Here is a 26,817-nt window from a genome sequence, read left to right on the forward strand (position 1 = left end):
CCGCCTCCCTCAACATCCCGTGGCGATAGCCTGCCATCAGGTGGCAGCATGCTTGCATTGTATGGAAACAACTCGTCGTTCGCCCGTGTCCCGGGCGGATTTCTCACCGGAGGAACAACGTGGCCGAGCAGTCGACCCGCACCGTCGAGAGGGCGCTGGAACTCCTGGCGGTGGTCGCCGAACAGGGCGAGGTGTCGCTCACCGAGTGCGCGCGCCGGACCGACCTGGCGCCCAGCACCGCCCTGCGTCTGCTGCGCACCCTGGAGTCCACGGGGTTCGCCCTACGGGGGGAGGACGGTGCCTTCCGCCCGGGTCACCGGTTGGTCGGCATCGGGGCCCGGGCCCTGAGCCACGACTCACTCGCCGCCTTCGCGCAGCCGTCCCTGGGTGAGCTGGCCCGCGCGACCGGCGAGTCCAGCTACCTGTGCGTGGGCACGCCGGACCAGGGAGTCCTGTACATCGCCCAGGCCGAGGGCAGTCACACGATCCGCCACGTCAGCTGGGTGGGGCACCGCTTCCCGCAGGACGGGTCCGCCGTGGGTCAGGCCCTGCGCGACGCCACCCCTCCCGAGGGGTTCATCGCCACGGTCTCCATCGTGGAACCCGAGGTCATGGCCGTGGCCGCCCCGGTGAGGGCCGCGACGGGAATCGTCGCGGCCCTCAGCGTCGTGGGGCCCGTCTATCGTCTGGACCAGCCCCGCGTCGCCGAGCTGGGCGCCCTCCTGGCGGCCGAGGCCGAGCGCGTGACCGCCCTTCTCAGCGGAGAGCCCTAGACGCGCTTCGGGGCGCGGACGGTCCTGGGCGGCGGCCTGGGTGATGGTCCGGACGTGGATTCGCAGCTGCTTGCGGACGATCCAGTGGAGCAGGCGGTTGGCGATCCGTCGGTGGCGCAGCGCGCTCGGCCAGCTCCTGCGCACCCGCAGCCGGGCGCGCTCACCGATCGACTCGACGACGACCAGGAGCGCCTGACCGGTCCCCTCGTCGTCCCGCGTCCAGACGATCTCCCGGCCCTCGACCCGGTGCGTGACCGTCTCCCTCCTCACGGGCTGGTCCGGCGACACGAGGTCGACCGTTCCGTCCCCGATCACCCACGGGGCCGGGCTCCCACTCCGCCCGACGCCCGGGGTCGGAGACCAGGGCCCACAGGCGCGCGGCCGAGACCGGAACCTCCCGTTCGTACGTGAGGCTGTCCCACCCGTCCGGCACGGAACCCGGATCGGCCGCCCCGACGGGCTCCGCCGGGCCCGGGGAAAGCCCGTCGAGGGCCAGGACAGCCGACCCCGCCCATGACATCTGTCATGGCCACTCCATGCGGAACACCGAACCAGCCCCTGACTGGTGACACTGTGTGACAGGGCTTCGTCTGCCTAGGTTCGGGACATGAGCTTCAACGACACGCTTCCGCAGCCCGTAGCCGGAGAACAGCACGTCCGCGCACGAGGACACGTCCCGCCCGGGGTCGAGTACCACCGGGTCCTCGCCGGAGGGAAACGCCGCGTCGGACGCGGCCTCCTCGCTATCGCGCTCCTGATCCTCGGCATGTTCGTCCTCAGCTTCGCCGCCGCCCAGGCAGCGGGCTTCGCCGACCTGAGGATGGGCAGGGTCAACCCGGCCATGGGCGGAACCGACTACACACCGCTCTACCACGGCGCGACCATGTTCTCCCTCACCCTCCTGATCCCGTGGAGCATGGTGCTCCAGCGCTGGCTCTACGGAGTCAGGGGAGCCTCGCTGCACTCGGTGGCCTCCCGGTTCAGGTTCGACGTCCTCGGCCGGGCGCTCGTGTTCATCGGCCCGGTCTGGCTGCTCTCGCTACTCGTCCTGAACCTGTCCCCCGCCGGGGAACGGACGCACTGGTCGGCCGCCTCTCTGGTGGTCCTGATCGTGATCACCCTCCTGCTGACTCCCCTGCAATCAGCGGGTGAGGAGTACGGGCTGCGCGGCCTCGTGTTCCGGATCGCGGGGAGTTGGGGACGCGGACCGCGCGTCTCGCTCTTCCTCGGCGTCCTCGTCTCCAGCGCACTGTTCACGGTCCTCCACGGTGCGGACAACCCCTGGATCAACCTCTGGTACTTCACGCTCGCGGCCAGCCTGGCCGTCATCACCTGGCGCACCGGCGGCATCGAGATCGCGGTCGTCATCCACGCCCTGCTCAACACGGTCACCTTCGTCATCGCCGCGGCCCTGCACACGGACATCGGCTCCGCCGTGACGGACCGGTCCGCGGGTGCGGGGTCTCCGGTCCTGCTGGTTCCCACCCTCACCGTCGCCGTGATCGCCGCCGTGGTGTGGTGGCGATCGCACAGGACCGGACCGGCCCTGACCCCCGCGAGCCCGCACCCCGAACAGCGGTGAGGGGAGAATGAGGGCCATGAACGCCTCCCCCTCGGTCGGCCCGCGCAGGTTCGAGGCGTACCTGCGCTGGTCCACCTACTTCGCCACCACGATCCCCTCCGGGACCCTCTTCAGGAGCGTGGTCGAGGCCGGGGGCCCGATCGCGGCGCCCACAGTGTCACTGGTCGCGCTGGGGGCGCTGACCCTGGCCCTGGTCACCGGAAACGTCCTCGTCGCCAACTGGAGCGTCGACTCCGTGGTCGGCCGCGCGGGGCGGTTGCCGCTGATCTGGGTGTCAGCGTGGGTACTGGTCCTCGCCGCCTTCGTCGCGGTGACCCTCACGCTTCCGTTCCCCGCTCTGGGTCTGACCGTCGCGGCGGCGATCGGCGCGAGCGGCGCCAGCATCGGGCTCTCCCTCAGCGGGGACCGGATGCTGCTGCTCAACGCTGCGGCGCTCGCCCTCACTGTCGCGCTGGTGGGTTTCGGCGATCCCGTTCTCCTGGTGGTCGGGCTGGTCATGGTCAGCGTCGTCCTGTGGCTCTGCTGGTCGAGCGCGTGGATGCTTCGGGTGCTTCTGGACCTCCAGGCCGCACACGAGGACCGCGCGGCGCTCGCCCTCGCCAACGAACGCCTGCGCATCTCCCGCGACCTCCACGACGTCTTCGGCCGGACCCTGGCAACCATGGCGGTCAAGAGCTCCCTCGCCTCGGAGCTCGTTCATCGTGGCCATTCCCAACGCGCCGCAGCGGAGATCACCGAGGTGCGGCGCCTCGCGCAGGACGCGGGCAGCGAGGTCCGTCGGGTTGTGCGGGGCGAACACCGCACGACCTGGGAGGACGAACTGTCGGGAGCGAGATCCCTCCTGGAGTCCGCTGGCATCCGCTGCACGGTGACCGGGGATCCCGTACCCGCAGCGCACGCCGAGGCGCTGGCATGGGTCGTACGAGAGGGCGTGACGAACCTGCTGCGCCATTCGACGGCGACGCGGGTCACGCTCACCACCAAGGAGGAGGACAACGAGATGCACCTGAGCGTGGCCAACGACGGAGCCGGTACCGCCGATCCCGCGCGGCTCGCCGAGGGGACCGGGTTGGACGCGATGTCCGAGCGCGTGCGCGCGATCGGCGGACGGGTGCACACCGGCCATGACGGCGACTGGTTCCGGCTCCACGCCGCGATCCCGCTCCGCAGAGGGGGCCAGGCGTGATCCGTCTGCTTGTCGCCGATGACGAGCACCTCATCCGGGACGCCATAGCCGGACTGCTCGCCCTGGAGGACGACTTCGAGGTGGTCGGCCAGGCGGCGTCGGGCGACGAGGCCCTGGCCACGACGCTTCGTGTCAGCCCCGACGTGGCGCTGCTCGACCTGCAACTGCCCGGGCCCGACGGCATCGAGGTGACCCGTCGGCTCGCGACCGAGCTGCCGGGATGTCGCTGTGTGATCGTCACCTCGCACGGACGCCCCGGTTACCTGAAGTCGGCACTCGCCGCGGGTGCACGCGGCTTCCTGCCCAAGACCGTGTCCTCCCGGAGCTTCGCCGAGGTCGTGCGCAAGGTCGCGAACGGTGGTCGGCACGTCGACCCGGACCTGGCCGCCGAGGCGATCAGCGCGGGGGACTCCCCGCTCAGTCCGCGTGAGTCCGACGTCCTCGCCCTGGCGCGCGACGGCGCGCCGGTCGAGGAGATCGCCCGACGTGTCTGCCTCAGCAGGGGGACCGTGCGCAACCACCTCGCCTCGGTGATCTCCAAGCTCGACGCCTCGAACCGTCATGAGGCCGCGCGGATCGCCTCGGAGCACGGTTGGATCTGACCGGTTCGCCGTGAGCAAGGGCCGCACCCCGAGGGGTGCGGCCCTTGTGCGTGGAGGGCCCGTCGCCGGTCGACTGAGGTCTCCAGTCCCAACCGACCGTCATCCAGCCGCCCCTCCCATTTGGCATTATGCCGCAATGCGGGTATCCGCAGGGCCGAAAATGGCTCAGACAAAGGCCTGCGACCGAACACACTCATACCCATCAGTCCAAATTCTAAAGCCGTCGAACGACATTCGCTGCCAAACGAACATTATCGAACACTTCCGAACACCATAGGACTGCACCGGTGACAAATCCGTGCCTACTGGCGACACAGTCAATTACGACACCTAAGCGACCAGGGACGGACATACCTCCAGTCGCCTGGTGGGCACGTGGCCTCTTGGTGAGGTAATTTCCCCTCATCGGCCTTCGGTCACCTCCCAGCCGGTCTGCGGCGTCTCCAATCCCTCGCCCCGATCTGCACACAAATGGGCCAGGCGATCATCCAGCCGACCACGAAAACCCCGAACATGAAAACCAGCCATGAAGGGTTCTCCCATTTTGACCGCACATCGACACCCGGATTCTCCGGGAAACCGACGTTCCCGGGAGGCGAACTGATGGACCAGGCACGCGGACCCAGGTACGTCATCCAGACCGACGTCGACCCCCAGAACATCCGTATGGACGAGGACGGCAACCTCTGGGGCGAAGTCCCCGTCCTCCTGGTCCAGGGACCGGTCGGTCCCGAACGCCGGACCCACATCTGGTCCCCGACTGAGCGGAGTTTCGTGCAGGCGCGATTCGTACCCGAGGTTCCCGAGGATCTGCCCGGTGCCGGGATGAAGCCGGACCCGGTGCAGGCCAAGAGCGTCCCCGAGTTCATCGAACTGATGAACAAGTACCGGCGCTGGGCCGGATCGCCGTCCTTCAGGGTGATGGCGGACCGGGTGGGTGTGAGGTCCTCGTCCCGCTTCTGCGAGGCCCTCCGATCCGACAGGCTCCCCACGTTCGCCCTGCTCAACGCCTTCGTCGTCGCTCTTGAGGGAACGTCCGCCGACTTCCAGCGGTGGGCGGCGGCCTGGAGGGCGTTGGAGGGGGAATTGCCGATCGGTCCACCGGCGCTCCCGCTGCCGCTCCCCGCCGGTGAGGACACGAAGTAGGCACCAGCCCCCGCCACCGGTTCGGGTGGTGGGGGCACCCGCCTGATGGACCCGCGTTTCCGAGGCGATGACACGCCCCCGAACTCTTCTACACCGAGCACGGGCCATCCCCGCGCGTGCGCGGGGCTCACACCCCCGACGGGCAGGTGCACATGCGGGGGACCGGTCCATCCCCGCGTGCGCGGGGCTCACGCAGGTGCACCCTGCGGCCGTGAGGGGCGGCCGGTCCATCCCCGCGTGCGCGGGGCTCACGACAGGGGGACCAGCGCCCCCACCTGCTGACCCGGTCCATCCCCGCGTGCGCGGGGCTCACTGGGGGAGGGGGGAGACGTATTCCCACCGGCCCGGTCCATCCCCGCGTGCGCGGGGCTCACTGAGTAACACCGCTCAGGCCTACGCATGGCGCCGGTCCATCCCCGCGTGCGCGGGGCTCACGCCATCAGACGGGCCATTTGCAACCGGCCCTCCGGTCCATCCCCGCGTGCGCGGGGCTCACGGTGGCTCTTCGCCCGCACCCCCCAGTGGGCGCGGTCCATCCCCGCGTGCGCGGGGCTCACACGGACGAAGTCGCAGAGGCGGTCAAGACCGCAGGTCCATCCCCGCGTGCGCGGGGCTCACGCGATGCCCCGGTAGTGGACGAGTTCGACCATCGGTCCATCCCCGCGTGCGCGGGGCTCACCAGGAGGAAACCGGCCAGCACGGTCGGGTCCTCGGTCCATCCCCGCGTGCGCGGGGCTCACGGATTCCCCAGGGTCATTCTCTGACTCTCGGACGGTCCATCCCCGCGTGCGCGGGGCTCACTCCGGCGCGGCCTCAATCTGAGACTGAACCGCCGGTCCATCCCCGCGTGCGCGGGGCTCACGCCCGGGGTGAGGCGGGTCATCGGATCACGTCCGGTCCATCCCCGCGTGCGCGGGGCTCACGAACGTGTTCTGTCGCCGCGGCAGACGCACTCCGGTCCATCCCCGCGTGCGCGGGGCTCACAGCGAGAACCGGCGGCAACTCACCCTCGGACGCGGTCCATCCCCGCGTGCGCGGGGCTCACGTGGACGCGGCGAGCGTTCGCAGCTTGAGCGCCGGTCCATCCCCGCGTGCGCGGGGCTCACGCTTGATGACCTGCGGCGATGCGGGCCGTTATCTCCGCTTGATAATCGCCTGACTCGTTTCTGCGGACGCTTGGCGGACATCATTCCACACGGACACACGGAAAACGGCCAGCCCCCAGAACGGGGCTGGCCGTTTTCCGTGCCGTCTAGCGCTTCATGCCCTTGGCGATGGCGTCGATGATGCTCGGGCGCAGCTCGGCGGCGCGGATGATGGCGTCGACCGAGCCCACCTCGACCGCGCGCTGGATGCTGTGCACGCCGTCGAACTCCGTGGCGACCTCGCTCAGCTTCTCGGCTCGGACCGAGGCCTGCACCTCGGAGAGCTCCGCGTTGAGCTCGGCGCGTTCGGCGGCACCGGCCTCCGACACCCGGGTCTGCAGCTCGGTCACTCGCGGGTCCGTCGCGGTGCGCTTGTTCACCTCACCGGCGAACACCACCGCAGCGGCCGGAGCGCCGCCCAGCACCGACGCGAACGACCCCTCCAGGGCCAGCACCGTCATGTTCGGGTTCAGCGCCTTGGAGAACACCACGAACGCTCCCCCGTGGTAGCGGGAGATCACGCAGAACACGATCGGGCCGTCGAAGTTGACGATCGCCCGGCCGATCTCCGCGCCGTACTCCAGCTGGAGCTTGCGCATCGACTCCGGCGAACCGTCGAAGCCGGACAGGTTGGCCAGCACCACCAGCGGGCGGTTGCCCGAGGCCGCGTTGATCGCCCGCGCGGTCTTCTTGGACGAACGCGGGAAGAGCGTGCCCGCCGTGTAGGTGTCGGGCCCGTCGGTGGGCGGGAACCCGCGCCGCGCCACCGAGCGGGACTCGATGCCCACCAGGCAGACCGGCCAACCGCCGATGTGCGCGTCCTGCACCGCCGAGGTGTCGGCGTCGGCCATCCCGGCCCAGCGCTCCAGCACCGGGTGGTCCTGGTCGGCCAGGGCCCGCATCACCGTGCGGATGTCGAACGGCTTCTTGCGGTCCGGGTTGTGCTCGGCGGAGAAGATCTCCCCCACCGTCGTGAAGTCGCTGCCCTCAACGGAGTGCGGGAAGTCGGAGACGTCCCGGTGGTCGGGGTCGCTCGTGAGGGCCCGGCGCGGCCCGTCCTCGCCCGGCAGCACGTAGGTGTGGTCGTAGTGCGCCATCAGCACGTCGCGGGCGGCGGGCAGGTTCGGCGCCCAGTACTGCGCCTGGCCGTTGGGGCCCATCACCCGGTCGTAGCCGCCGATACCGAAGTTGTCCTCGGCCGACACACCACCGGAGAAGTCCAGCGACTGCTTGCCGGTGAGCACCATCGCGGAGTCCGGCGTCATCACCAGGATGCCCTTGGTGTGCATGAGCATGGTCGCCTCGGCGTTCCAGTACGGCTGGGCGCCCACCGTGATCCCGGCGACCACGATGTTGATCTCGCCGCCGTCCTGGGTGAACTCCACGATCCGCTTGAGCGCGGCCGCGACCCAGTCCATGTTCTCGGTACCGGAGGTCATCGAGATGCGCGCACCGGCGGAGAGCGCGAACCACTCCAGGGGCAGTCCCATGTTCTCGGCCAGGTTGATCGCGGCGATGACCCGCGAGCACTCCGGCTCGGACAGTGCGCCCAGTGCCTTGGTCGGGTCGCCGAGCAGCACCACGCGGGTGACGCCCTCGGGGTGGCGCTCGGTGGGAGTGGTGACCACGCCGGCCACGATCGCCGCCGTGTTGCGTCCCCGGGGCCGGTCGACCGGCACGAGCACGCCGTTCTCGTCGAGGTCGTGCTCGACGAAGGTCCCTTCGGTCCCGGTGAGCATGTCGGTCAGCTCGTAGGGGTAGACGGTTCCGCGTCGGGCGGCTCGCAGGACCTTCTGGCGGTAGTCGTCCAGCGGCAGCACCGGTTCGGTGGACGGTTCCCCCACGTGCACGCGGGCGTCGCTGCCCGGTTCGAGGGCCACCCGCACGGCCATCTCGGTGAGCTCGCCCTCGTCGGTGCGCTGGCGGGCCACGAACTGGACCTCCTCCAGCCCGGCGCCATCGGTGGTCGGCAGGATGCGCTCCACAAGGGCGTTGAGCTCGTCGATGCTCAGCTCGGTGGGCGGCCACACGTACATGAGGATGCGGTTGGTGTCGAAGCGCTTGTTGTGCGGGCGCTGCGCCTGGATGTTGCGGATGGCGTCCAGGCAGGCGGCGAGCGTGCCCTCCACGGCGGGCAGGGCGACCAGTCGGCCCTCGGCGTCGCGCAGCGGGGTGAGGTCACGGACCTGGCCCAGCGCGATCAGCCGCTCGTCGGACGGGTTGCTGCGCGCCACCGCCTTGACGAGGTAGACCTCCTCGTCGGCGGACGGCAGGCGGGTGAGGTCGAACTCCCGCAGCCGCTGGAGCTGGAGCCGCTGCGCGATCTGCGGGTGCAGACCCCGGATCAGCCGGTCCTCGACCAGTTCACCGCCCTCGGGACGGAAGGTGAAGTGGTGGTGCATGACCGCGCCGCTGGTCCCGGCGACGGTGGCGGTGACGCGGCGCACGCCCTTGGGCAGCGTGTGGTCGGCCAGGATCCGGGCGAGCCGCACCGCCATAGCGTCGGCGTCCGGCTGGTCCTCCCAGGTCACGTACAGGTCGGCGACCAGTCCGTGCTCCGGGGCGTCGGCGGCCAGCTCGGCGACGGCCCCGAGGGCGTCGGGCAGGTCGGCGAGGTCCACGGCGGTGGCGACCACACGGGTCACCCCCTGGGCGTTGGTGTGCTCGGTGGTGACCAGCTGGCAGCCACCGCTCTGGCTCGCCGAGACCTCGGACAGGCCGCGGTTGCCGTAGTAACGGCGGGTCAGGACCTCGAGCAGCGGAGCGTGGTCCTTGCCGGGGCGCCCGATCCGCTGACCGATCAGTCGCACCAGCGGTTCGGAGCTGGCGACCATGGTCTGGATCCGGTCGGCGCGGTCCGGGGAGTCCGGTTCGCGGTCCAGGTGACGCAGCTCGTCACGGACGGACGCGTAGACCCGGGCGCGGTTGCGGCGCAGCAGCGGCTGGGTGAACCAGCGGAACACCACGCCCCGGGCCAGGTCGGACACGGCCGGGAAGCGGACCTGGGTGGCCTCGATCAGGTGTTCCAGGGCGAGCCCGGCGCGCTCGCCGAGCGGCTCCTGGGGCGGAGCGTCGGCCAGCCAGCGGCGCAGAAGCTCCGTCACGATCGTGACGTAGCCGCCCATGCGCTGCTGGGCGAGGAAGATCCGGAAGACCGCGTCCTCCAGCTCCGGGGTGCGGTCGAGGTCGGTGACGCCGTAGTGGGCGAGGACCCGGGTGAGCCTGTTCTGGTAGCCCTCGATCACCCCGGCGCGCTCGACGTCGAGGCTCTGGAGGTAGCTGTGGAAGTACTCGCGGGGGCTGTGCACCCGGTGGTCCTGCTCCGCGTCGACGGCGCCGCCCGGCTTGTTGCGGCTCAGTTCGGACAGGTCCGCGAACACGGTGAGCAGGTCGAGTTCGCCCTCGATCGGCTCCGCGCCGAGTTCCTCACGAGCGGTGAGGTAGTCGGCCAGCACACGCGAGCGCTCCTCCGGGGAGAAGTCGAAGCCCAGCAGGAGACCGTGCAGGTCGCTGAGTCCCTGGTCGGCGCGCTGTCCTGCGGAGGCGGCCAGAACCGGCGCGGGCAGGTCGATCTCGACGGTCCCGGCCTGGTCGTCGGTGTCCTCGGCGTCGTCGTCGCCCAGGGGCTCCAGGCGCATGAGCGGGGCGCCGGTCTCGACCTGGCCGCCCACCGCGACGGGGCACTCGCGCACCCGGGCGCGGAACGGCGCGCGCAGCACCGTCTCCATCTTCATGCTCTCGAGGACCAGGATCGGGGCGCCCGACTCGACCTCGTCCCCCACGGACAGCGGCGTGGCGACCACCAGGGCGGGGGCGGGCGAGCGGACGACGCCGCCCTCGTCGCGGCTGACCCGGTGGGTGACGCCGTCGATCTCGACCAGGTGGACCGGGCCGTGCGTGGCTGACACGAGCCGGTACCGGCGGCCGTTGACGGTGATGTGCCCACTGTGGGCGTCGAACCGCTCCACCTGGACGTCGGCGGGGTGGACGTCGCCGCCACCGGACACGCTGACACGGAAGCGCTTGTGCCCGATCCGCGCCACGCTCACCCGGTAGCCGACGCCGCGGAGCTTGAGGTCCAGGGGACGGCCGGTGTCGTGCTGCACCTGCGGACGGCCGCCGTGGGCGGTGGACAGCAGCTGCTGGCGGCTGGCCTCCTCCTCGTCGCGGTAGGCCTCGATGGCCGCCGCGGCCAGGGCGACGGCGGAGTGCCGGTGGGTGACCAGGCGGCCCTCGGAGCGCACGCGGTCGATCCAGCCGGTGTCGGCGCTGCCGTCGATCACCTCGGGCTGGTCGAGCAGGTCGAGGACGAAGCTCTTGTTGGTCGCGCCGCCCTCGATGATGACGGTCGTCTCGGACATGGCGCGGCGGAGGCGGCCCAGCGCCTGCTCGCGGTCGCGGCCGTAGGCGATGATCTTCGCGATCATCGAGTCGAAGTCCGCGGGGATGCTGTCACCCTCGCGCACACCGGTGTCAACGCGGATGCCGGGGCCGGAGGGCATGTCCAGGCGGGTGATGCGGCCCGGGGAGGGCGCGAAGTCGCGGTCGGGGTCCTCGGCGTTGAGGCGGGCCTCCACCGCGTGCCCGATCTCCCCGGGCTGTGTGCCCTCCAGCTTCCCGCCGGAGGCCACGAAGAGCTGCATGCGGACCAGGTCCGTGCCCGTGGTGATCTCGGTGATGGGGTGCTCGACCTGGAGGCGGGTGTTGACCTCCAGGAACGCGAAGAGCCGCTCACCCGGGTGGTAGAGGAACTCGACGGTGCAGGCGCCCCGGTAGCCGACGGCCACGGCGAGGCGTTCGGCGGAGGCCCTGAGCTCGGCGGCCTGCTCGGGCTCCAGGACCGGGGAGGCGGACTCCTCGATGATCTTCTGGTTGCGGCGCTGCACGGAGCAGTCGCGCACGCCCAGCGCCCACGCGGTGCCCTGGCCGTCGGAGATGACCTGCACCTCGACGTGTCGGGCACCCGTGACCAGGCGCTCCAGGAAGACCACACCGGAGCCGAAGGCGCGCAGCGCCTCCTGGCTGGTGCGCTCGTAGGCGTCGGTGAGGTCCTCGGCGGAGGCGACCATGCGGATACCGCGACCGCCACCACCCGCCGTGGCCTTGAGCATCAGCGGGTAGCCGATCTCGTCACCGGCGCGCAGGGCCTCCTCCAGGGTGGCCACCTCGCCCCGGCTCCAAGGGGCGACGGGGACGCCGACCTCCTCGGCGATCAGCTTCGAGCCGATCTTGTCGCCGAGTTTGCGCATGGCCTCGGGGCTGGGACCGACGAAGGTGACGCCGATCCTCTCGCACAGCTCAGCGAACGCCGGGTCCTCGGCGACGAAGCCCCAGCCGACCCAGGCGGCGTCGGCTCCGGTCTCCAGCAGGGCGCGTTCGAGGACGGCGAGATCCAGGTAGGGGCGGGCCGAGGCCGGGCCGAGGTCGTAGGCGACGTCGGCCTCGCGCACGAAGGTCGAGTTGCGGTCGGCGTCGGTGTAGAGGGCGATCGTCTCGATCCGTGCCCCGGTTTCCGCCGAGAGGTCCCGGACGGCGTGGATGAGCCGCATCGCGGCCTCTCCACGGTTGACGATGGCGACACGACTGAACACCGAATGCCCCTCCCAAGTACCTCAACGCAGAAGGCGACGTCCGGATCTCGGAGCGCCGCCTGCACCTTCCTCTAGCTTGGTGGATCAGTTGGAGGTACACCAATGTCCCGAATTGCTCACGCCGGGGCCGAGGCTTTGTGGGATCTCCACAAAAAGTGTCCCGCCAGGCCCCGCTGGGGATCGCCGAACGCGAGGTTTGCCACAACCAGGCGGTTCTGGCGTGCTGTCGGCGGTTGCGGAGGGAGGTGACCGAATCTCCGCAGGAGGGGTGACTCGCTCCCGTCCGGGCGCCTTGGTCAGGCCCTGGCGAGGGGCAGGAGGATCCGGACCGTGGTCCCCTCGGGACCGCTCTCGACGTCCACGTCTCCGCCTTGGGCCGTCACCAGGGACCGCACGATCGACAGTCCCAGGCCGACGAGCCCTCCCGCCTCGTTGGGGCGGGTCGTCACGAAGGGCTCGAACACGAGGGGGAGGACGTCGGGGTCGATCCCGTTCCCGTCGTCCGTGACGGTCAGGGCCACCGTGTCCCCCTCGACCCTGGTCGCGACGTCGACGAGGACGTGCGGCGGGTTGTGGTCGATCGCGTTGGAGACCAGGTTCATCAGGCACTGCTCCAGCCGGGCCTGGTCCCCGAGCACGACCTGCGGGGCGGCCTCGTGGAAGACCACGGACCGCGCGTGGGAGAGGGACCGGACCCTGGCGCGGACGGCCTCGAACAGGTCGGGCAGGAACACGGGGCCCCGGTCGGCGTCGATCCCGTCACCGCCGCGCGCCACCGCCATGAGGTCCTCCAGCACGCGCCGCAAGCGCTCCAGCTCGGCGTGGACGATCTCCGCCTCCGGGCCGCCCAGCAGCTCCAGGTGCCCCTCCGCGACGGCCAGGGGGGTGCGGATCTCGTGGGAGATCGCCGCCAGGTAGCGGCGCCGTCCCGTGTCCGCCTGCTCGATCCGGGTGAGCATCCGGTTGATCTCGGTGGCCAGCTCCGCGATCTCGTCCTCCGTGTCCGGAACCGGGACGCGGGTGGCCAGGTCGGTCGGCGAGATCCTCTGTGCGGCCGCCGACACCTTCCGCACCGGAGCCAGGGTGCGCCGCACCACCAGCCACAACGCGGCCCCTCCCCCGCCGATGCCAATGGCCCCGGCCACGGCGGTGAACAGCAGGACCGTGGTGGCCGTGTCCTGGACCGTGTCCAACGGCGCGGCGACGGTGATGACGGCGATCTTCTCGTCGGCCGCGTCGGTGAGGGGGGTGTCCAGCACCCGGACCCGGCCGACGTCGGTGTCCACGGTGCGCGCGACCCCCGGCGCCGGGGCGGGCGCGTCGTCCCCGCGCATGAGCCCCGCGACCTCGGCCGGGCCGCCCGTGCTCTGCAGACGGACCCCGTCCACGTGCACCAACGACACGTGCCGGGGGCCGCTGGGGCGGATCTCCAGCGCCCGGTGCGCGGCGCGCTCGGCCTCGGGGCCCGACACCATGCCGTCCAGCCCCGCGGCGGCCGGCAGCTGATCCCCCAACGTGTCGCTCAGCAGCGCGGACTCCTGACGCAGCAGGTCGTCGACGTCGTTGCGGCCGGAGACGAGGACCAACTGGTGGGTCAGCACGGTGACCCCGCCGATCACCAGCACCATCACCGTCAGTGCCCGCAGGACCAGACGCCTGGTGAGGCTCACCCCTCGCCACCGCTCAGGCGGTAGCCGACGCCGCGCACGGTCTGGATGCGATCCGCTCCGAGCTTGCGGCGCAGTTGGCTGACGTAGACCTCGACGACGTTCGAGGCCCCGTCGAAGTCGTAGCCCCACACCAGGTCGAGCAGCTGGGACTGGGAGAAGACCTGGCTGGGATGGTGGAGCAGGACCGACAACAGGGCGAACTCCCGGGCGGACAGGGCGACGACGGCTCCGTCAACGAAGGCGGTGTGCCGTCCCATGTCGAGGGTCACGCCCCGGGCGGTCACGGCGTCGGTGCGATCCGACGCGCTGGTGCGCAGCCTGGCACGGATCCGCGCCAGCAGTTCGTTCACGCTGAACGGCTTGACCACGTAGTCGTCGGCCCCGGCGTCGAGGTTGACGATCCGATCGCTGACGGCGTCCTTGGCGGTGAGCACGATGACCGGCACCGAGGGTCGGCGCAGCCGGAGTCGGCGCAGGACCTCCTCGCCCGCCAGGCCCGGCAGCCCGAGGTCGAGGACGACCAGCTCGACGTCGGTCGACAGCGCCATGACGAGGCCGTCGACGCCGTCCGAGGCGGTCACCACCGTGTGACCGGCGTTCTCCAGAGCGCGCCGGAGGAAGGAGACGATGCCCTCCTCGTCCTCCACCACCAGAATCGCCACCGCGCCGAACCCTCCCGTTGCCTTGGACAGCCCAGCATGCCGGTCGATGCTGAGCCCATGATGAAGGAAACCTGAAAGCCGTCTTCAGGTTGGTTTCAGGTTCCCATCATCGACCTGATGGACAATGGGGTCCTCTCGACACCCGGAGTTGGAGGGACCGATGACGCGACGCCGCAGGACGATCCTCGTCACCTGCGCGGCGGCCGCCCTGTCGGTCCTGGGCGCGGGCGCGTACGTCGTGCTCGAGGACACGGAACTGACGGTGGAGACGATCCGCCTCGACGGTTTCACCGGGGCCCCCACGCTCCGCTACCCGGTCGGTGAGGGAACGTCCCGGCCGGTCGACGGCTTCGAGCAGCTGATCGGCGAACTGCGTGCGGGTGGTGCCCCCGAGGACTGGTACGTCGCCGGGGTGGGGGTCGACTTCGGTCCTCGTGCGTGGCTGCTCACCGATCCGGTGGTGGAGGACTTCGACGGTGACGGCACCGCGGGCACGATCCTGGAGGAACTGCGGGCTCTGGAGGGCACCGAGGTGACGCTCGGGGTCCGTTACGCAGCCGGGGGCGACGACGCGCGCGACGGCGTGGTCGTCTTCACCATCAACGGGCTCCAGTTCCGGGACACCGACGGCGGCCCCGCCCCGTGGGAGGACACCGGAGACGGCCGCGAGGCCGACCGTGAGGAGGTCTCCACCACCGCTGAGGAGGCCGTCGGCGAGGGCGCCAGCACCACCGGTGTCGAGCGGATCGACGAGGGCGCCGGGCCCGGGTGGGCGGTCCGGGTCCTGGGTGCGGACGGACAGGACTACGAGGTGATCCTCGACCCCTCCGGCGCGGTCGAGGACGTGCGCGCGCACGACTGACGTCCCTCCCCCGCGGGTGACGCGACAACCCCCGGAACGGCCGCGAACCCAACCTGAAGGGCGTCTTCAGGTTGTCCTCAGGAAGTACTCAGAAAGCACTGGCACGCTGTTCGGGTTCGGCCGGAACGAGAGAGGAGACGGGGATTTGTCGGGTTCGCCATCCCTGGGGCTTTCCACTGGGAAGTGGGTCGCCTGCGCCGCGACAGCGTTGGTCATCATCGCGAGCCTGCTCGGTTACGGCTGGTACCGGGGGTTGGTCGGCAACATCACGACCGCCCAGGTCGACACCGACGAGTGGGACCGGCCCACGAACGTCGAGGGCGTGCTGAACATCCTCGTCATCGGCTCGGACGTGCGCTCCGGCGAGAACGCCGACTACGGTGCCGCCGAGGGCGCGCGGCCGGACACGATGCTCATCGCGAGCATCAACGTGGACAACGGCGCCGCCACCCTGGTCAACCTGCCCCGCGACCTCATGGTCGACCTGCCCGGCTGCGACGCGGTGGAGGGGTACGAGGGCATGCAGCCCCAGCAGGGCATGATCAGCTCCGTGATGACCTTCGGCGGTGTGGGCTGCCAGTGGAAGGTCGTCGAGCAGGTCACCGGCGTGCACCTGGACCACTTCCTGATGATGGACTTCGTCGGCTTCAAGGACATGGTCGACGCCATCGGCGGGGTGGAGATGTGCATCCCCGAACCGATCGACGACCCCAAGGCGCACCTGGTGCTGGACGCCGGGCTCCAGAGCCTGGACGGCGAGGACTCGCTCGGCTTCGTGCGCTCCCGCTACTCGCAGGGCGACGGCAGCGACCTGTCGCGGATCGACCGCCAGCAGGAGTTCATGGGCGCCATGCTCCGCGAGGTCCTCAGCAGCGAGGTGATGACCAGCCCCGTCACCATCACCCGCTTCCTCGGAGCCGTCACCGAGTCCATCACCACCGACGAGGAGCTGACGGTCGACACCATGGCCGACATCGCGATCTCCATGCGCGAGGTCGACCTGGACCGGGTCCAGTTCGTCACGGTTCCCAACGGCGCCCACCCGGCCGACGAGAACCGCATCATCATGAGCGACGCCGCCCCGGCCCTGTTCGAGGCGATCAACAACGGCGAGGACCTGGGTGGCGGCGACGACGACGGCGACAGCGACAGCGACGACACGTCCGAGGACGTCTCGGTGGAGCCCGGGGACGTCGCCGTCGAGGTGGTGAACAACACCGGGATCGAGGGGCTGGCCCTGGAGATCCAGTCGGTGCTGGTCGACGACGGCTTCGTGGTCACCGGCACTGGCAACCCCGAACAGCGCGCGCCCGAGGCGACCACGGTCTTCCACGGCCCCGGGGACGAGGAGGCCGCCGAGTTGCTGGCGGGTTCGATCACCAACGCCCGGACCGAGGAGGTCGGGGGCCTGGAGCAGACCCTCGAACTGGTCGCGGGGTCCGACTGGGAGGGCTTCGGGAGTTCCTCCTCAGAGTCCGACCTGTCCATCACCGACGACCTCGGCGGCGTCACCGCCGAGAAGCAGGAAAGCGCCTGCTGACACGGAACCGACCGTGTCGGCGGGACGGCGCCCACCTCGTGGCGACTGAGTTCCGATGAGGAGAACCGTGGACGTTCGACCGACCGTGACCGTGGGTGGTGACGGCTCCCGGGCCAGTCTCGACGCCGTCGAGTGGGCGAGCGCCTACGCGCGCCTCTGGGATGCCTCACTGAGGATCGTGACCGTGGGGTCCGGCCCCGCCAACAGGAGCCCGATCGCGGATTCCAGGAGGCAGATCTCCCGGGAGGAGTTCCAGAGCAACCAGCGGCTCCAGCGCAAGTCTGAGGCGGCCTTCTCCCGAGCCGTGGGGAGCGTGCCGGAGGACCGCATCGAGATGCTCGTCGTCTCCGGTGACCCCGTCGACGCGCTGGTCGCCTCCGCTGACGGCGGCCCTCTGGTGGTCGGCACGCGCCGGCTGGGGTTCCTGTCCGGAACCATCGCCGGATCCGTGAGCCGGAGGCTGATCGGGCGTTCCAACGGTCCCGTGGCCGTCGTCTCGGGGGTCGCTTCGCAGGGACGCGGACGCGTCGTCGTGGGCATCGACGGAGGTGCCTCCACGCGTGCGGTAGTGTCCTTCGCCCTGGAGGAGGCCCGGGTGCGCGGGGCGGAACTCCTGGTCTTCCGGGCGCTCGGAGACTCCCGGGACGACCGTTCCTCTGAGGCCGTGGCAACGGTCATCGAGGACGCGAAGAAGTCGGACCGGGACGTGCGGGTCCGCGAGGAGAGCCAGCGGGGGAACCCGGTCGATCTCCTGGTGGAGCGCTCCTCCGACGCCGACCTGCTCGTCATCGGGACCCGGAGCCTCGGGCTGACCGCCGGGCTCCTGCGGGGGTCGGTCGGACAGAGGCTGACCGTGCGGGCCAAATGCCCGGTCGTGGTCATCCCCGGCTGAGGGCACCGGAACGGGGCCGCTCAGCGGTCGGTGACCGGCTGCCTCAGGATGGTGCGCAGCTTCTCGGGGGCGGTCCTGCGGGCGTCGCTCAGGTAGACCTCGTGGTGCCTGCCGACCATCCGCAGACCGTGCTCCGGGATGAACCCGTCGTGCATCCGCGCGAGCACCTCGGCCTCCTCGTCGAAGGAGCCCACGTGCAGCGTCTGCACGCAGCGTCCCTCAGAGAGCTCTTCCAGGCGGACGTCGTCCAGTCGCGTCGGCCGGTTCCTGCGCCCCGCCTCCTGGGCGGCGGCGGTCACCATGTCCGGGTCGATCCAGTCCGGGACCATGAGCATCAGTGTCCAGTCCCACCGTGACTTGTCCCGGGCGACGGTGAAGGCCTCCATGTCCCGTGCCCACCACAGCCCCTCCAGGGGCGGTACGACGTAGTCGCGGCCGAGCTCGCGCCTGCTGGCGAACTTGAGCTTGTAGGCCACCGGGTAGAGGGCCTCGATGCCCTCGGCGAACAGCGGGGTGGTGTTCGGGTCACCGTGGCCGTCCACCATGAGATACCGGAGGTCGGGCACCTCGAGGATTCGGAACCGGCCGCGCCCCGCCTGGTAGGAGTCCAGGCTCCGCTTGAAGTCGGCCCTGTCCGCCATTCGCCGCCCCCGCTCCGCCTGTGTCGGACCCGGGCTCCCGGTGTCGTCCGGGAGCCTCCGGTTCACGGTCTTCCACGTGGATCCAGGCCAAGCCAACTACGAGGGGGCCGGGGATCGTCCCCCAGAAAAAGACGAGACGCCCCGGTGAGGCGGCCGAAGGCCCCCGAACGGGGTCGTCTCGAAGTCGAGTGGGCGCGAAGGGACTCGAACCCCTGGCCTATTGCTTGTAAGGCAATTGCTCTAACCAACTGAGCTACGCGCCCTTGTGTGCGTCGCGAGAGATCATACCGCTTCGTGGTGGTCCTCGCGCCGGATTTATCCGGCCAGGTGGCGTGCCTGGGCGACATACTCGCCGACGTCCCGGGGACGGTCGACGGGAGTGTGCACCGCCCAGCGGACGGTGCCCTCTGCGTCGACGAGGAAGGTGCCGCGCCGTGCCACTCCCCGCTGGTCGTCGAAGACCCCGTAGGCGCGGGCGGTCGCGCCGTGTGGCCAGAAGTCCGCGAGCAGCGCGAAGGGGAAGCCCTCGCGGTCCGACCAGGTGCGCAGGGCGAAGGTCGAGTCGACGGACACCGCCAGCACCGTGACCCCGAGGTCCCGCAGCTCGTCGTGGTGTTCACGCAGGTCGGCGAGTTCCCCGGAGCACACCCCGGAGAAGGCCAACGGGTAGAACACGATGAGCACGGGGCCGCCCAGCAGGGAGCTCAGGACGGTGTCCTGGCCGTACTGGTCCGGGAGGCTGAACTCGGGCGCGCGGGCGCCCACGGTGACGGTGTCGGTCATGCTCGCGTTCGTGTCGGGTGGCCGCGCGGGCCGGTACCGGCGCCCGCCGGTCGGCGGGCGCCCCTCAGCGCCGCGCGTCCGAGTCTGCCGGGACGCGCGACGCCGGACGTCTCACCCTGTGCGGGTGGTGTCCGTCACCGCTTAGGAACGACCAGGCGGGTGCCCGACCAGTCGGCGCCGATGCTGACCGCGCTGGTCTGGGACAGGCCCGAGGTGGTAGCGGCCTCGGCCACGTCGTTGGGGGACACGTGCAGCTCACGACCGGCCTTCGGGGTCAGGACCAGGATGGTCCCTCCGTCGGCGATGGTCGTCACGGTGTCCATCAGAGCGTCGGTGAGGTCGCCTTCCTCGTCGGACCGCCACCACAGCAGTGCCGCGTCGACGTCGCCGTCGAAGTCCTCGTCGACCAGTGCCTCGCCCGTAAGCTCGGCGATGGAAGCGCGCAGTCCCTCATCGACGTCGTCGTCGAACCCGAATTCCTGCACCACCTGACCCGGCTTGAATCCGAGTCGGTCAGCCAAGCCGCGTTCGCTTTGTGCCTGGCCCGCGGTCGCGCTCACGAAAGTTCTCCTCCACAGATGGTTTTTCTCAATCTTGCCTGCACGAAGCAGTTGTCACAACGATGCCGGGCTTTTTTTGTCGCCCGTCACGTGGGTCCGTAACCATCGCTGATGGCCTAGTTCACACGCTAGTGGCATATCCCGTCAACGCGCGGCCGAACCCGGCCCGAGTCGAATCAGCTCATCCGGACTCCAGGAAGGACAACCGGACCTGCCGATCCGGGTTGTCCACGTTCAGGTCCACGATCGCGATGGACTGCCACGTTCCCAGTTCGAGTCTGCCGGATAGTACTGGCACCGTGGTCTGCGGTGCGACGAACGCCGGCATCACGTGCGAGCGTCCGTGTCCCCGGGACCCGTGTCGGTGGCGCCACCGGTCGTCGGCCGGCAGCAGGTCGTCGAGGGAGGCAAGGAGGTCGTCGTCGGACCCCGCGCCCAGCTCGATGATGGCCACACCCGCGGTCGCGTGCGGGACGAAGACGTTGAGCAGGCCGTCGCCGCCGCTCTCGGCGACGAAGTCACCGCACTGCGCGGTGATGTCGGTAACGCTCTCCGATCCGCCTGTGTGCAGCTCAAGGATCAGTGTCCGCATAGCGACACCTTCGCGCAGCCTGGCCCCCGGTGCAACCATCACCTGTGAATCCGCGGGTGGCCGAAGCCCCCTGAAGGGGCCATACTCCTCTCCGACGTGTGTGAAACTGGACGAAAGAAGGGATAAGGGTGACTGTCTCGTTACTTTTGGGACCCGTGCTTCGCCACGTGGGTCCCACCACGGCGACGGTGTGGGTGGAGACGGACGCCCCCTGTCACGTCCGGGTTCGCGTGGACGGCGGGCCGATCTCGGCCAGCCGCACCTTCACGGTCCACGGCCACCACTACGCCGTGTGCGAAATCGAGGGCCTGGCGCCGGGTTCCGTCCTCCCCTACGAGGTCTTCCTCGGTGAGGACCGGGTGTGGCCCGAACCCGACAGCCCGCTGCCGCCCAGCGTCCTGCGCACTCTGTCCCCCGGTGCGCCGACGAGACTGCTGTACGGCTCCTGCCACACCCCCACCGGTGACACTCCGGAGGGACTGGTCCGCTACGGACCCGACATGCTCCGCGCCACCGCCCGCCGTCTGGCCCGCGAGGGCGCGACCGGGGACAACCAGGTCCTGCTGCTGATCGGCGACCAGGTCTACGCCGACGAGGTCCAGGAGCCCATGCGGGCCTTCCTCAGGGAGAGGCGCGGCGAGGTCGACCCTGACGGCGCCCCCGAGGACGAGGTCGTCCGCTTCGACGAGTACGCCGAGCTCTACCGCCAGGCCTGGTCCGACCCCCAGGTGCGGTGGCTGCTCTCCACCGTGCCCACGCTGATGGTCTTCGACGACCACGACATCCGTGACGACTGGAACACCTCGGCCGCCTGGCGCGGCGCGATGGACCGGAAGCCGTGGTGGCGCACCCGGGTGACCAGCGGCATCGGCGCCTACTGGGTGTACCAGCACGTGGGCAACCTCTCCCCCGAGGCGCGCGCCAAGGACCCACTGTGGGCGTCCGTGCGGGACCACCGCGATCGCGGAACCGACGCCGGTGACACCGTGGACTCCTTCGCCTGGCGTGCGCACGACGAGCCCTCCTCGTACCGGTGGAGCCACCACCACGACCTGGGCGACGTGCGGGTCCTGGTCGCCGACACCCGCTGCGGCCGGTCACTGGAGGAGGACGACCCCTCCGGCGGCTCACGGTCCATCCTGGGCGCCGAGGGGCACGATTGGCTGGACCGGCACCTCACCGGCGGCCCCGACCACCTCGTGGTGGCCTCCACCGTTCCGATCCTGTTGCCGCCCTCCGTGCACCACCTGGAGGCCTGGAACGAGGCCGTGTGCGCGGGGGCCTGGGGTTCGGCCGCGCGGGGCCCCGCGGAGCGCCTGCGCCAGGCACTGGACCTGGAGCACTGGGGCGCCTTCCAGTACTCCTTCCACCGACTCGCGGACGCCGTGCTCGACGTCGCCCGTGGCGCTCGGGGTCCGGCGCCCGCCACGGTCCTCCTGCTCGGCGGGGACGTCCACTTCTCCTATCTGGCGCGTGCGCGTGCGCGCGAGGGGCGCACGACCTCCCGGGTCGCCCAGCTGGTCTCCTCCGCGCTGTGCAACCAGCTCCCTCCCAACCTGCGCCGTGCCGCCACGCTGTCCGCGAGCTGGCCCCTGCACGTCGCAGGGAGGGTCATGACACGACTGGCCGGGGTGCGCCGCAGCCCGCTGTCCTGGGCTCTGGAGGAGCGGCCCTACTTCGGCAACACCATCGGTGAGGTGGTCTTCGAGGGCCGCGAGGCCGAGGCCCTCTGGTACCACTGCCCGCAGGGCGGGGACGACGCCCTTCCCGAGGTCCGACGCCGCACCCGTGTCTGAACCCTGGAAAACGAAGTAGCTCCGGCGGCGCCCGTCTGGGCGCCGCCGGAGCTACTTCGGACCGCTCGTGCCGGGAGTCCCGGCCGGATGGCCCTAGGGCTTGTGCGAGGGCGGACGGCGGTTGGCGTGCCCTCGACGCCGGTTGCGCACGCTCAGGCCGAGCGCGCCACCCTCCTCCAGGAGCTGCCGTGCGGCCCGGTTGACCGTGCCGCGCGTGCCCGATCCCGCCGAGGGGGTGTCCTCGGTCTCGACCAGTTCGGGCTTGGGCAGCAGCGTGGTGGGCTCGTTGTCCTGGTCGTCCAGTTCCTCGGGGAGGGCGTGCAGCTTGCGGGTGCGCTGGAGCCGGGGCCCTTCGGTCCCGGGCTCGTCCCCGACGGGGGCCGCCGTCTCGGTGGGGTTGCGCTTCTCCTCGTCGACGGCCTCCTTCCACGCCTGGTCCTGCTGCTGGTCCTCCTGCTTCTGGCGGGCCAGACGGCGGGCGCGGTCGGTGCGCCAGGCGCGGTAGGAGCGGGCCAGCGGGGTGAGGACCGGCCAGGTGACCCTGGCGGGGCGTGAGAGGGCGTGCCACAGGTAGGCGGTGGTGCCCCAGGCCTCCATGGCGCGACGGGCCTTGGTGATGGTGAAGAACGTGGGCATGGCCAGCAGCAGCTGCGGCCAGGCCAGGGCCAGCGCGGCGAACAGCGGGTACATGCCTCCGCCCGCGATCGCGGCGGCGGCGCCGATGACCACCGGTACCAGGGCCAGTGCCACCCGCAACTGGGTGAACTGCCGGAACCGGTGCAGGGAGCGGCGGGCCGAGACCGGTGGGGCCAGCCCCTCGGGAAGCGGGGTGGGCTGCACGATCACCGCGAGCAGCAGCGTTCCCACGCCCACGCTCGCGGCCAGCAGTATCGTCCATCCGGCGGCGGACATCGCCCCGCCCACCAGCAGGTACACCAGTCCCAGGACCGGGAGCGGCGCGGGGAGCCAGAACAGCACCCGTCTGCGCAGCTCACCCTCCTGCGTGGGTTGGAGTACGAAATCGATCACCGGGCGTAGTATCCGGAACCTCTTCCTCGGTCGCTCGACCACAGCGTTGGACCCCCCAAGAACGTCGTGACGGAGCGGTGCGGGGAGCGACGCCCGAGGGTTTTCGTCGTCTGTGGCTCCACCTGCAACCTGCCCGTATCAAAGCTATCTCTTTTCGCGTAGTCCCCGGGCGCGCACAGTCAGTTACACACCTACCCGACGCTGGTGAAACTTCCATAAACCAACGGAAAAGGGAGGCAACGATCAGATTACGACGTGGTGGAGGTCACTCTCTCGTACTTGGCCGACACCGGACATCAGAGTGTTCCGTCACGGGTTTCGGACAAACGGCCGAGGGCGACCGCGACCCGGAGCACGAAGGAGCCGCGGCCGTCCGAGGGGATGTGCCCGGTGAGCTCGGAGATCCGGCTCAGCCGGTAGCGCACCGTGTTCGGGTGCACGAAGAGCATGCGCGCGGTGGCCTCCAGCGACGAGGCGTGCTCCAGGTACACCGACAAGGTGTCCAGCAGAGGCGAACCGGCTCCCTGGAGGGGCAGGTACACCTCCGTCACCAACTGCTGCCGGGCCTCGGCGTCACCCTCCAGCGCGCGCTCGGGCAGCAGGTCGTCCGCGAGCACGGGCCGGGGCGCGTCCGGCCAGGCCACCGCGGCCCGCAGACCGTTCACCGCCGACCGCACCGACGAACCCGCCGCGTGCAGGTCGGCCACGGCCGGGCCCACCACAACGGGCCCGTCCCCGAACAACCCCGCCAGGGGCTCCACGGGTTCGATCGGGAGATCGTCGACCGGGTGGCGGTCACCCACCCCCACCACCACGACCACTCGGCGCCCCTGCATGCCCGCCAGGACGTCGTAGCCCAGACGGCGCGCGGCCGAACGCAGGTCGTCCATGACCTTCCCGCCGTCCTCGTCGCCGATGTCCCCGGCCATCGCGATCACCGGCGTGTGCGACCACCCCAGCGCCGAACCCCAGGTCTGGAGCCCCTCCACCTGGTCGCCGTGCAGGAGCGCGTCGACGATCAGCGCCTCCAGCCGCGCGTCCCAGGCGCCACGGGCCTCGGCCGCGCGGGCGTAGACCTTGGCCGAGCTGAAGGCCACCTCACGCGTGTAGCGGAGCATGGCCTCGCGCAGTTGCTGTTCGCCTCCGGGAGCGGCCAGGTCGTCGACCTGGTTCTCCACCACCTCGATGACCACGCGGATCATGTCGACGGTCTGCTGGAGGGAGACCGAGCGGGTGAGTTCGCGCGGGGCGGTGCCGAACACCTCCACCGTGATCGCGGGCCGACCGCGGTCGGGGTCACGGAACCAGTCCACGAAGGCGGCGACCCCGGACTGGGCCACGAGGCCGATCCAGGAGCGGTCCTGGGCCGACATCCGGCGGAACCAGCCGAGCCGCTCCTCCATTCGGCTCACGGCGGCGGTGCCCAGCGCTCCCATGGAGCGTTCCAGGCGTCGTACGGTCTCGGCGCGGATCTTGTCCTGTGGGGCGCCGCTCCCGGTCGGCGCGCTCGCGCCGTCCTCGGTCGGTCGGGGTTCGGTGTTCACTCGTCTAGGTTCGCATCCTCTCCGCACACGGTCCCGGGTTCGCCTCCGTGTCGGCCGTCACCCCCCGGGTCGACCCGGTCCGGGAGGGAGCCGCGGACGGCCCCGCGTACCGTCGGAAAGTGATCTCCTCCACCTGTTTCGGGTTTGTGGGCACATGACCGGCGTCCTTTTGTGGATTACCTACAAACGGTGTCCGGTGAACTTCGTGTCTCTCCCCATCCAACTGGTGATCTCCTACAGGGCAAGGTTGATGTCGTGCTTGTAATCGTTGCTCCAGGCCAAGGCGCCCAGGTTCCCGGATTCCTCTCCCCGTGGCTCGAACTCCCCGGCATGGCCGAGACGTTCGCGTCGTGGTCCGAGGTGACCGGTCTCGACCTCGTGCGTTACGGCACCACGGCGGACGCGGACGAGATCCGTGACACCGCCGTCGCCCAGCCGCTGCTGGTCAGCGCCGGTCTGGCGGCCGCCACCGCGCTGCTCGGCCCGCCGTCCGCCCCCGGGGCACCGCTGCCCGCCTCGCCCTCCCTCGTGGACGCGACGGCCGGTCACAGCGTCGGTGAGTTCACCGCCGCCGCGCTGGCCGGTGTGCTCTCCCCCAAGGACGCGCTGGCCCTGGTCGCCGAGCGCGGCCGCGGGATGGCCGACGCCGCCGCCCGCACCGAGACCGGGATGACCGCGGTCCTGGGGGGTCAGCGCGAGGACGTGCTGGCCGCCATCGAGGCCGCCGGTCTGACCCCGGCCAACGACAACGGCTCCGGGCAGATCGTGGCCGCCGGTACCAGCGACCAGCTGGCGGCGTTCGCCGAGAACCCGCCCGAGCGGGCCCGGCTGCGTCCCCTGTCCGTCGCGGGCGCGTTCCACACCGAGCACATGGCCCCGGCCATGGAGCGGGTGCGGGCCGCCGCCCAGGGCCTCACCCCGGCCGACCCCAGCGTTCGACTGCTGTCCAACGCGGACGGCGCCGTGGTCGACAGCGGCGCCGAGTACCTGGAGCGTCTGGTCTCGCAGATCTCCTCTCCGGTCCGCTGGGACGCGTGCACCGACACGCTCGCCGACCTCGGAGTGACCGCGTTCATCGAGCTGACCCCGGCGGGTACCCTCACCGGGCTCGCCAAGCGCGCGCTGCGCGGCATCGAGATCCTCGCGGTGAAGACCCCCGACGACCTCGAACGCGCCGGTGCCCTCATCAAGGAGCACGCGGGGACCATCTCCCCCGCGAGCGGCCAGCAGGAAGGCTGAGCATGTTCAACGTCCCGAGCGCACCCGGCGGCGCCTCGATCCGTTCCTTCGGCGAGTACCAGCCGTCGCGGGTCGTGACCAACGCCGATCTGGAAGCCCGTGTCGACACCAGTGACGAGTGGATCCAGAGCCGTGTGGGCATCAGGGAGCGTCGCGTCGCGGGTCCCGAGGACACCGTGGCGAGCATGGCCGTGGCCGCCGGAGGCAAGGCGCTCGCCGCGGGCGGGTTCTCCCCCGAGGACATCGACCTGGTGATCGTGGCCACCTGCACCGTGCAGGACCAGATCCCCAACACGGCGGCGACCGTCGCCGCCCGGCTCGGCATCGCCGCCCCGGGTGCCTTCGACGTCAACGCGGCCTGCGCGGGCTTCGTCTACGCGCTGGGGCTGGCCTCGGACTCCGTCCGGGTCGGAAGTTCCCGCAACGTCCTGGTGATCGGCTCGGAGAAGCTCAGCGACTGGGTGGACTGGCAGGACCGGTCCACCTGTGTGATCTTCGCCGACGGTGCCGGGGCCGCCGTGGTCTCGGCCTCCGAGGACCACGGTGTCGGACCGGTCGTCTGGGGTTCCTCGGGCGAACGCGCCGACACGATCCACCTGCGTGAGGGCAAGTACCTCCACCAGGAGGGCCAGGCCGTCTTCCGGTGGACCACCACCGAGCTGTACAAGGTGGCCCTGGAGGCCCTGGAGCGCGCTGGCGTGGAGCCGTCCGAGCTCACCGCCTTCGTTCCCCATCAGGCCAACCTGCGGATCGTCGAGTCCATCGCGCGCAAGCTGGGGGCGCCGCAGGCGCTCGTGGCCCGCGATATCGTCACCGCGGGCAACACCTCCTCCGCCTCGATCCCTCTCGCGCTGTCGCGCATGGTCGAACGCGGGGAACTGCCGTCGGGGAGCATCGTGCTCACTCTGGGATTCGGTGCGGGCCTGGTCTACGCCGCACAGGTGATCCGCATCCCCTGATCCTTCCGGTCCCGGCCGGGCGG

20 protein-coding genes, 1 tRNA gene and 1 CRISPR repeat array are annotated in these 26,817 nt (G+C 70.7%); of the genes, 11 read left to right on the forward strand and 10 right to left on the reverse strand.

Annotated elements, in window-relative coordinates:
* Nucleotides 1-119 precede the first annotated feature (119 nt).
* The 5 genes from ADX84_RS05105 (at nucleotide 120) to ADX84_RS05125 (ending at nucleotide 5,289) form a co-directional block, all read left to right on the forward strand.
* A complete protein-coding gene (locus ADX84_RS05105; RefSeq protein WP_049568287.1) occupies nucleotides 120-773 on the forward strand; it encodes an IclR family transcriptional regulator in 654 nt (217 codons plus the stop codon).
* A 607-nt stretch (nucleotides 774-1,380) separates the two neighbouring features.
* Nucleotides 1,381-2,355: a CPBP family intramembrane glutamic endopeptidase gene (locus ADX84_RS05110; RefSeq protein WP_049568290.1), complete on the forward strand. Its 975-nt coding sequence runs from the start codon at nucleotides 1,381-1,383 to the stop codon at nucleotides 2,353-2,355.
* 16 nt (nucleotides 2,356-2,371) lie between these two features.
* Nucleotides 2,372-3,541 carry a sensor histidine kinase gene (locus ADX84_RS05115; protein WP_049568291.1) on the forward strand — a complete coding sequence of 390 codons (1,170 nt, stop codon included), beginning with the start codon at nucleotides 2,372-2,374 and terminating at the stop codon, nucleotides 3,539-3,541.
* A complete protein-coding gene (locus tag ADX84_RS05120; protein ID WP_049568294.1) occupies nucleotides 3,538-4,143 on the forward strand; it encodes a DNA-binding response regulator in 606 nt (201 codons plus the stop codon). Before ADX84_RS05115 ends, ADX84_RS05120 begins: the two co-directional genes overlap by 4 nt.
* A 603-nt stretch (nucleotides 4,144-4,746) precedes the next feature.
* Nucleotides 4,747-5,289 carry a hypothetical protein gene (locus ADX84_RS05125; protein ID WP_049568296.1) on the forward strand — a complete coding sequence of 181 codons (543 nt, stop codon included), beginning with the start codon at nucleotides 4,747-4,749 and terminating at the stop codon, nucleotides 5,287-5,289.
* A 100-nt stretch (nucleotides 5,290-5,389) separates the two neighbouring features.
* Nucleotides 5,390-6,395: a CRISPR direct-repeat array (repeat unit 29 nt; unit sequence CGGTCCATCCCCGCGTGCGCGGGGCTCAC).
* Between the two features lie 146 nt (nucleotides 6,396-6,541).
* Here the strand turns inward: ADX84_RS05125 and ADX84_RS05130 are convergent.
* From ADX84_RS05130 to ADX84_RS05140, 3 genes are all read right to left on the reverse strand, one after another.
* Nucleotides 6,542-12,025, reverse strand: a complete 5,484-nt coding sequence (locus tag ADX84_RS05130) for a biotin carboxylase N-terminal domain-containing protein (RefSeq protein ID WP_049568299.1) — start codon at nucleotides 12,023-12,025, stop codon at nucleotides 6,542-6,544.
* A 296-nt stretch (nucleotides 12,026-12,321) separates the two neighbouring features.
* A complete protein-coding gene (locus ADX84_RS05135; RefSeq protein ID WP_049568302.1) occupies nucleotides 12,322-13,695 on the reverse strand; it encodes a HAMP domain-containing sensor histidine kinase in 1,374 nt (457 codons plus the stop codon).
* The gene (locus tag ADX84_RS05140) at nucleotides 13,692-14,357 is read right to left on the reverse strand and encodes a response regulator transcription factor (protein WP_049568305.1); all 666 of its coding nucleotides are present in this window, start codon (nucleotides 14,355-14,357) and stop codon (nucleotides 13,692-13,694) included. The genes ADX84_RS05135 and ADX84_RS05140 overlap by 4 nt, the downstream gene beginning before the upstream one ends.
* A 160-nt stretch (nucleotides 14,358-14,517) precedes the next feature.
* On the opposite strand from ADX84_RS05140, the gene ADX84_RS05145 reads away from it, so the two are divergent.
* From ADX84_RS05145 to ADX84_RS05155, 3 genes are all read left to right on the forward strand, one after another.
* A complete protein-coding gene (locus tag ADX84_RS05145) occupies nucleotides 14,518-15,219 on the forward strand; it encodes a PepSY domain-containing protein (protein WP_049568308.1) in 702 nt (233 codons plus the stop codon).
* 145 nt (nucleotides 15,220-15,364) lie between these two features.
* Complete coding sequence (locus tag ADX84_RS05150; protein WP_049568310.1) at nucleotides 15,365-16,759, forward strand: LCP family protein; 1,395 nt, start codon at nucleotides 15,365-15,367, stop codon at nucleotides 16,757-16,759.
* A gap of 67 nt (nucleotides 16,760-16,826) precedes the next feature.
* A complete protein-coding gene (locus ADX84_RS05155; protein WP_049568313.1) occupies nucleotides 16,827-17,651 on the forward strand; it encodes a universal stress protein in 825 nt (274 codons plus the stop codon).
* A gap of 20 nt (nucleotides 17,652-17,671) precedes the next feature.
* On the opposite strand, the gene ADX84_RS05160 is transcribed toward ADX84_RS05155, so the two are convergent.
* The 5 genes from ADX84_RS05160 to ADX84_RS05180 form a co-directional block, all read right to left on the reverse strand.
* Nucleotides 17,672-18,292, reverse strand: coding sequence for a GyrI-like domain-containing protein (locus ADX84_RS05160; protein ID WP_049568316.1), 621 nt, complete (start codon nucleotides 18,290-18,292; stop codon nucleotides 17,672-17,674).
* Between the two features lie 189 nt (nucleotides 18,293-18,481).
* A tRNA-Val gene (locus ADX84_RS05165) sits at nucleotides 18,482-18,555 on the reverse strand.
* A gap of 52 nt (nucleotides 18,556-18,607) precedes the next feature.
* Nucleotides 18,608-19,075, reverse strand: coding sequence for a peroxiredoxin (locus ADX84_RS05170; protein WP_049568322.1), 468 nt, complete (start codon nucleotides 19,073-19,075; stop codon nucleotides 18,608-18,610).
* Nucleotides 19,076-19,209: 134 nt separating this feature from the next.
* On the reverse strand, nucleotides 19,210-19,635 hold the full coding sequence (locus ADX84_RS05175; protein WP_026129353.1) for a DUF3052 domain-containing protein: 426 nt from the start codon (nucleotides 19,633-19,635) through the stop codon (nucleotides 19,210-19,212).
* Between the two features lie 181 nt (nucleotides 19,636-19,816).
* The gene (locus ADX84_RS05180) at nucleotides 19,817-20,227 is read right to left on the reverse strand and encodes a secondary thiamine-phosphate synthase enzyme YjbQ (RefSeq protein ID WP_017545088.1); all 411 of its coding nucleotides are present in this window, start codon (nucleotides 20,225-20,227) and stop codon (nucleotides 19,817-19,819) included.
* A gap of 128 nt (nucleotides 20,228-20,355) precedes the next feature.
* On the opposite strand from ADX84_RS05180, the gene ADX84_RS05185 reads away from it, so the two are divergent.
* On the forward strand, nucleotides 20,356-22,023 hold the full coding sequence (locus tag ADX84_RS05185; protein WP_049568326.1) for an alkaline phosphatase D family protein: 1,668 nt from the start codon (nucleotides 20,356-20,358) through the stop codon (nucleotides 22,021-22,023).
* Between the two features lie 93 nt (nucleotides 22,024-22,116).
* Here the strand turns inward: ADX84_RS05185 and ADX84_RS05190 are convergent, their stop codons facing one another.
* A complete protein-coding gene (locus ADX84_RS05190; protein ID WP_082206300.1) occupies nucleotides 22,117-23,052 on the reverse strand; it encodes a hypothetical protein in 936 nt (311 codons plus the stop codon).
* Between the two features lie 296 nt (nucleotides 23,053-23,348).
* A complete protein-coding gene (locus tag ADX84_RS05195) occupies nucleotides 23,349-24,596 on the reverse strand; it encodes a CdaR family transcriptional regulator (RefSeq protein ID WP_049568332.1) in 1,248 nt (415 codons plus the stop codon).
* 330 nt (nucleotides 24,597-24,926) lie between these two features.
* On the opposite strand from ADX84_RS05195, the gene ADX84_RS05200 reads away from it, so the two are divergent.
* Nucleotides 24,927-25,835, forward strand: a complete 909-nt coding sequence (locus tag ADX84_RS05200; protein ID WP_049568335.1) for an ACP S-malonyltransferase — start codon at nucleotides 24,927-24,929, stop codon at nucleotides 25,833-25,835.
* 2 nt (nucleotides 25,836-25,837) lie between these two features.
* Nucleotides 25,838-26,794: a beta-ketoacyl-ACP synthase III gene (locus ADX84_RS05205; RefSeq protein WP_049568338.1), complete on the forward strand. Its 957-nt coding sequence runs from the start codon at nucleotides 25,838-25,840 to the stop codon at nucleotides 26,792-26,794.
* Nucleotides 26,795-26,817 lie beyond the last annotated feature (23 nt).

The sequence above is a fragment of the Nocardiopsis sp. SBT366 genome (assembly GCF_001083815.1).
GTDB lineage: Bacteria > Actinomycetota > Actinomycetes > Streptosporangiales > Streptosporangiaceae > Nocardiopsis > Nocardiopsis prasina.

Excerpts from the sequence above, each read along its gene's own strand:
- ADX84_RS05160 (WP_049568316.1), bottom strand. The coding sequence starts at position 18,292 with ATGGCGGACAGGGCCGACTTCAAGCGGAGCCTGGACTCCTACCAGGCG.
- ADX84_RS05145 (WP_049568308.1), top strand. The coding sequence starts at position 14,518 with ATGACGCGACGCCGCAGGACGATCCTCGTCACCTGCGCGGCGGCCGCC.
- ADX84_RS05205 (WP_049568338.1), top strand. The coding sequence starts at position 25,838 with ATGTTCAACGTCCCGAGCGCACCCGGCGGCGCCTCGATCCGTTCCTTC.
- ADX84_RS05110 (WP_049568290.1), top strand. The coding sequence starts at position 1,381 with ATGAGCTTCAACGACACGCTTCCGCAGCCCGTAGCCGGAGAACAGCAC.
- ADX84_RS05180 (WP_017545088.1), bottom strand. The coding sequence starts at position 20,227 with ATGCGGACACTGATCCTTGAGCTGCACACAGGCGGATCGGAGAGCGTT.
- ADX84_RS05115 (WP_049568291.1), top strand. The coding sequence starts at position 2,372 with ATGAACGCCTCCCCCTCGGTCGGCCCGCGCAGGTTCGAGGCGTACCTG.
- ADX84_RS05125 (WP_049568296.1), top strand. The coding sequence starts at position 4,747 with ATGGACCAGGCACGCGGACCCAGGTACGTCATCCAGACCGACGTCGAC.
- ADX84_RS05200 (WP_049568335.1), top strand. The coding sequence starts at position 24,927 with ATGGCCGAGACGTTCGCGTCGTGGTCCGAGGTGACCGGTCTCGACCTC.
- ADX84_RS05170 (WP_049568322.1), bottom strand. The coding sequence starts at position 19,075 with ATGACCGACACCGTCACCGTGGGCGCCCGCGCGCCCGAGTTCAGCCTC.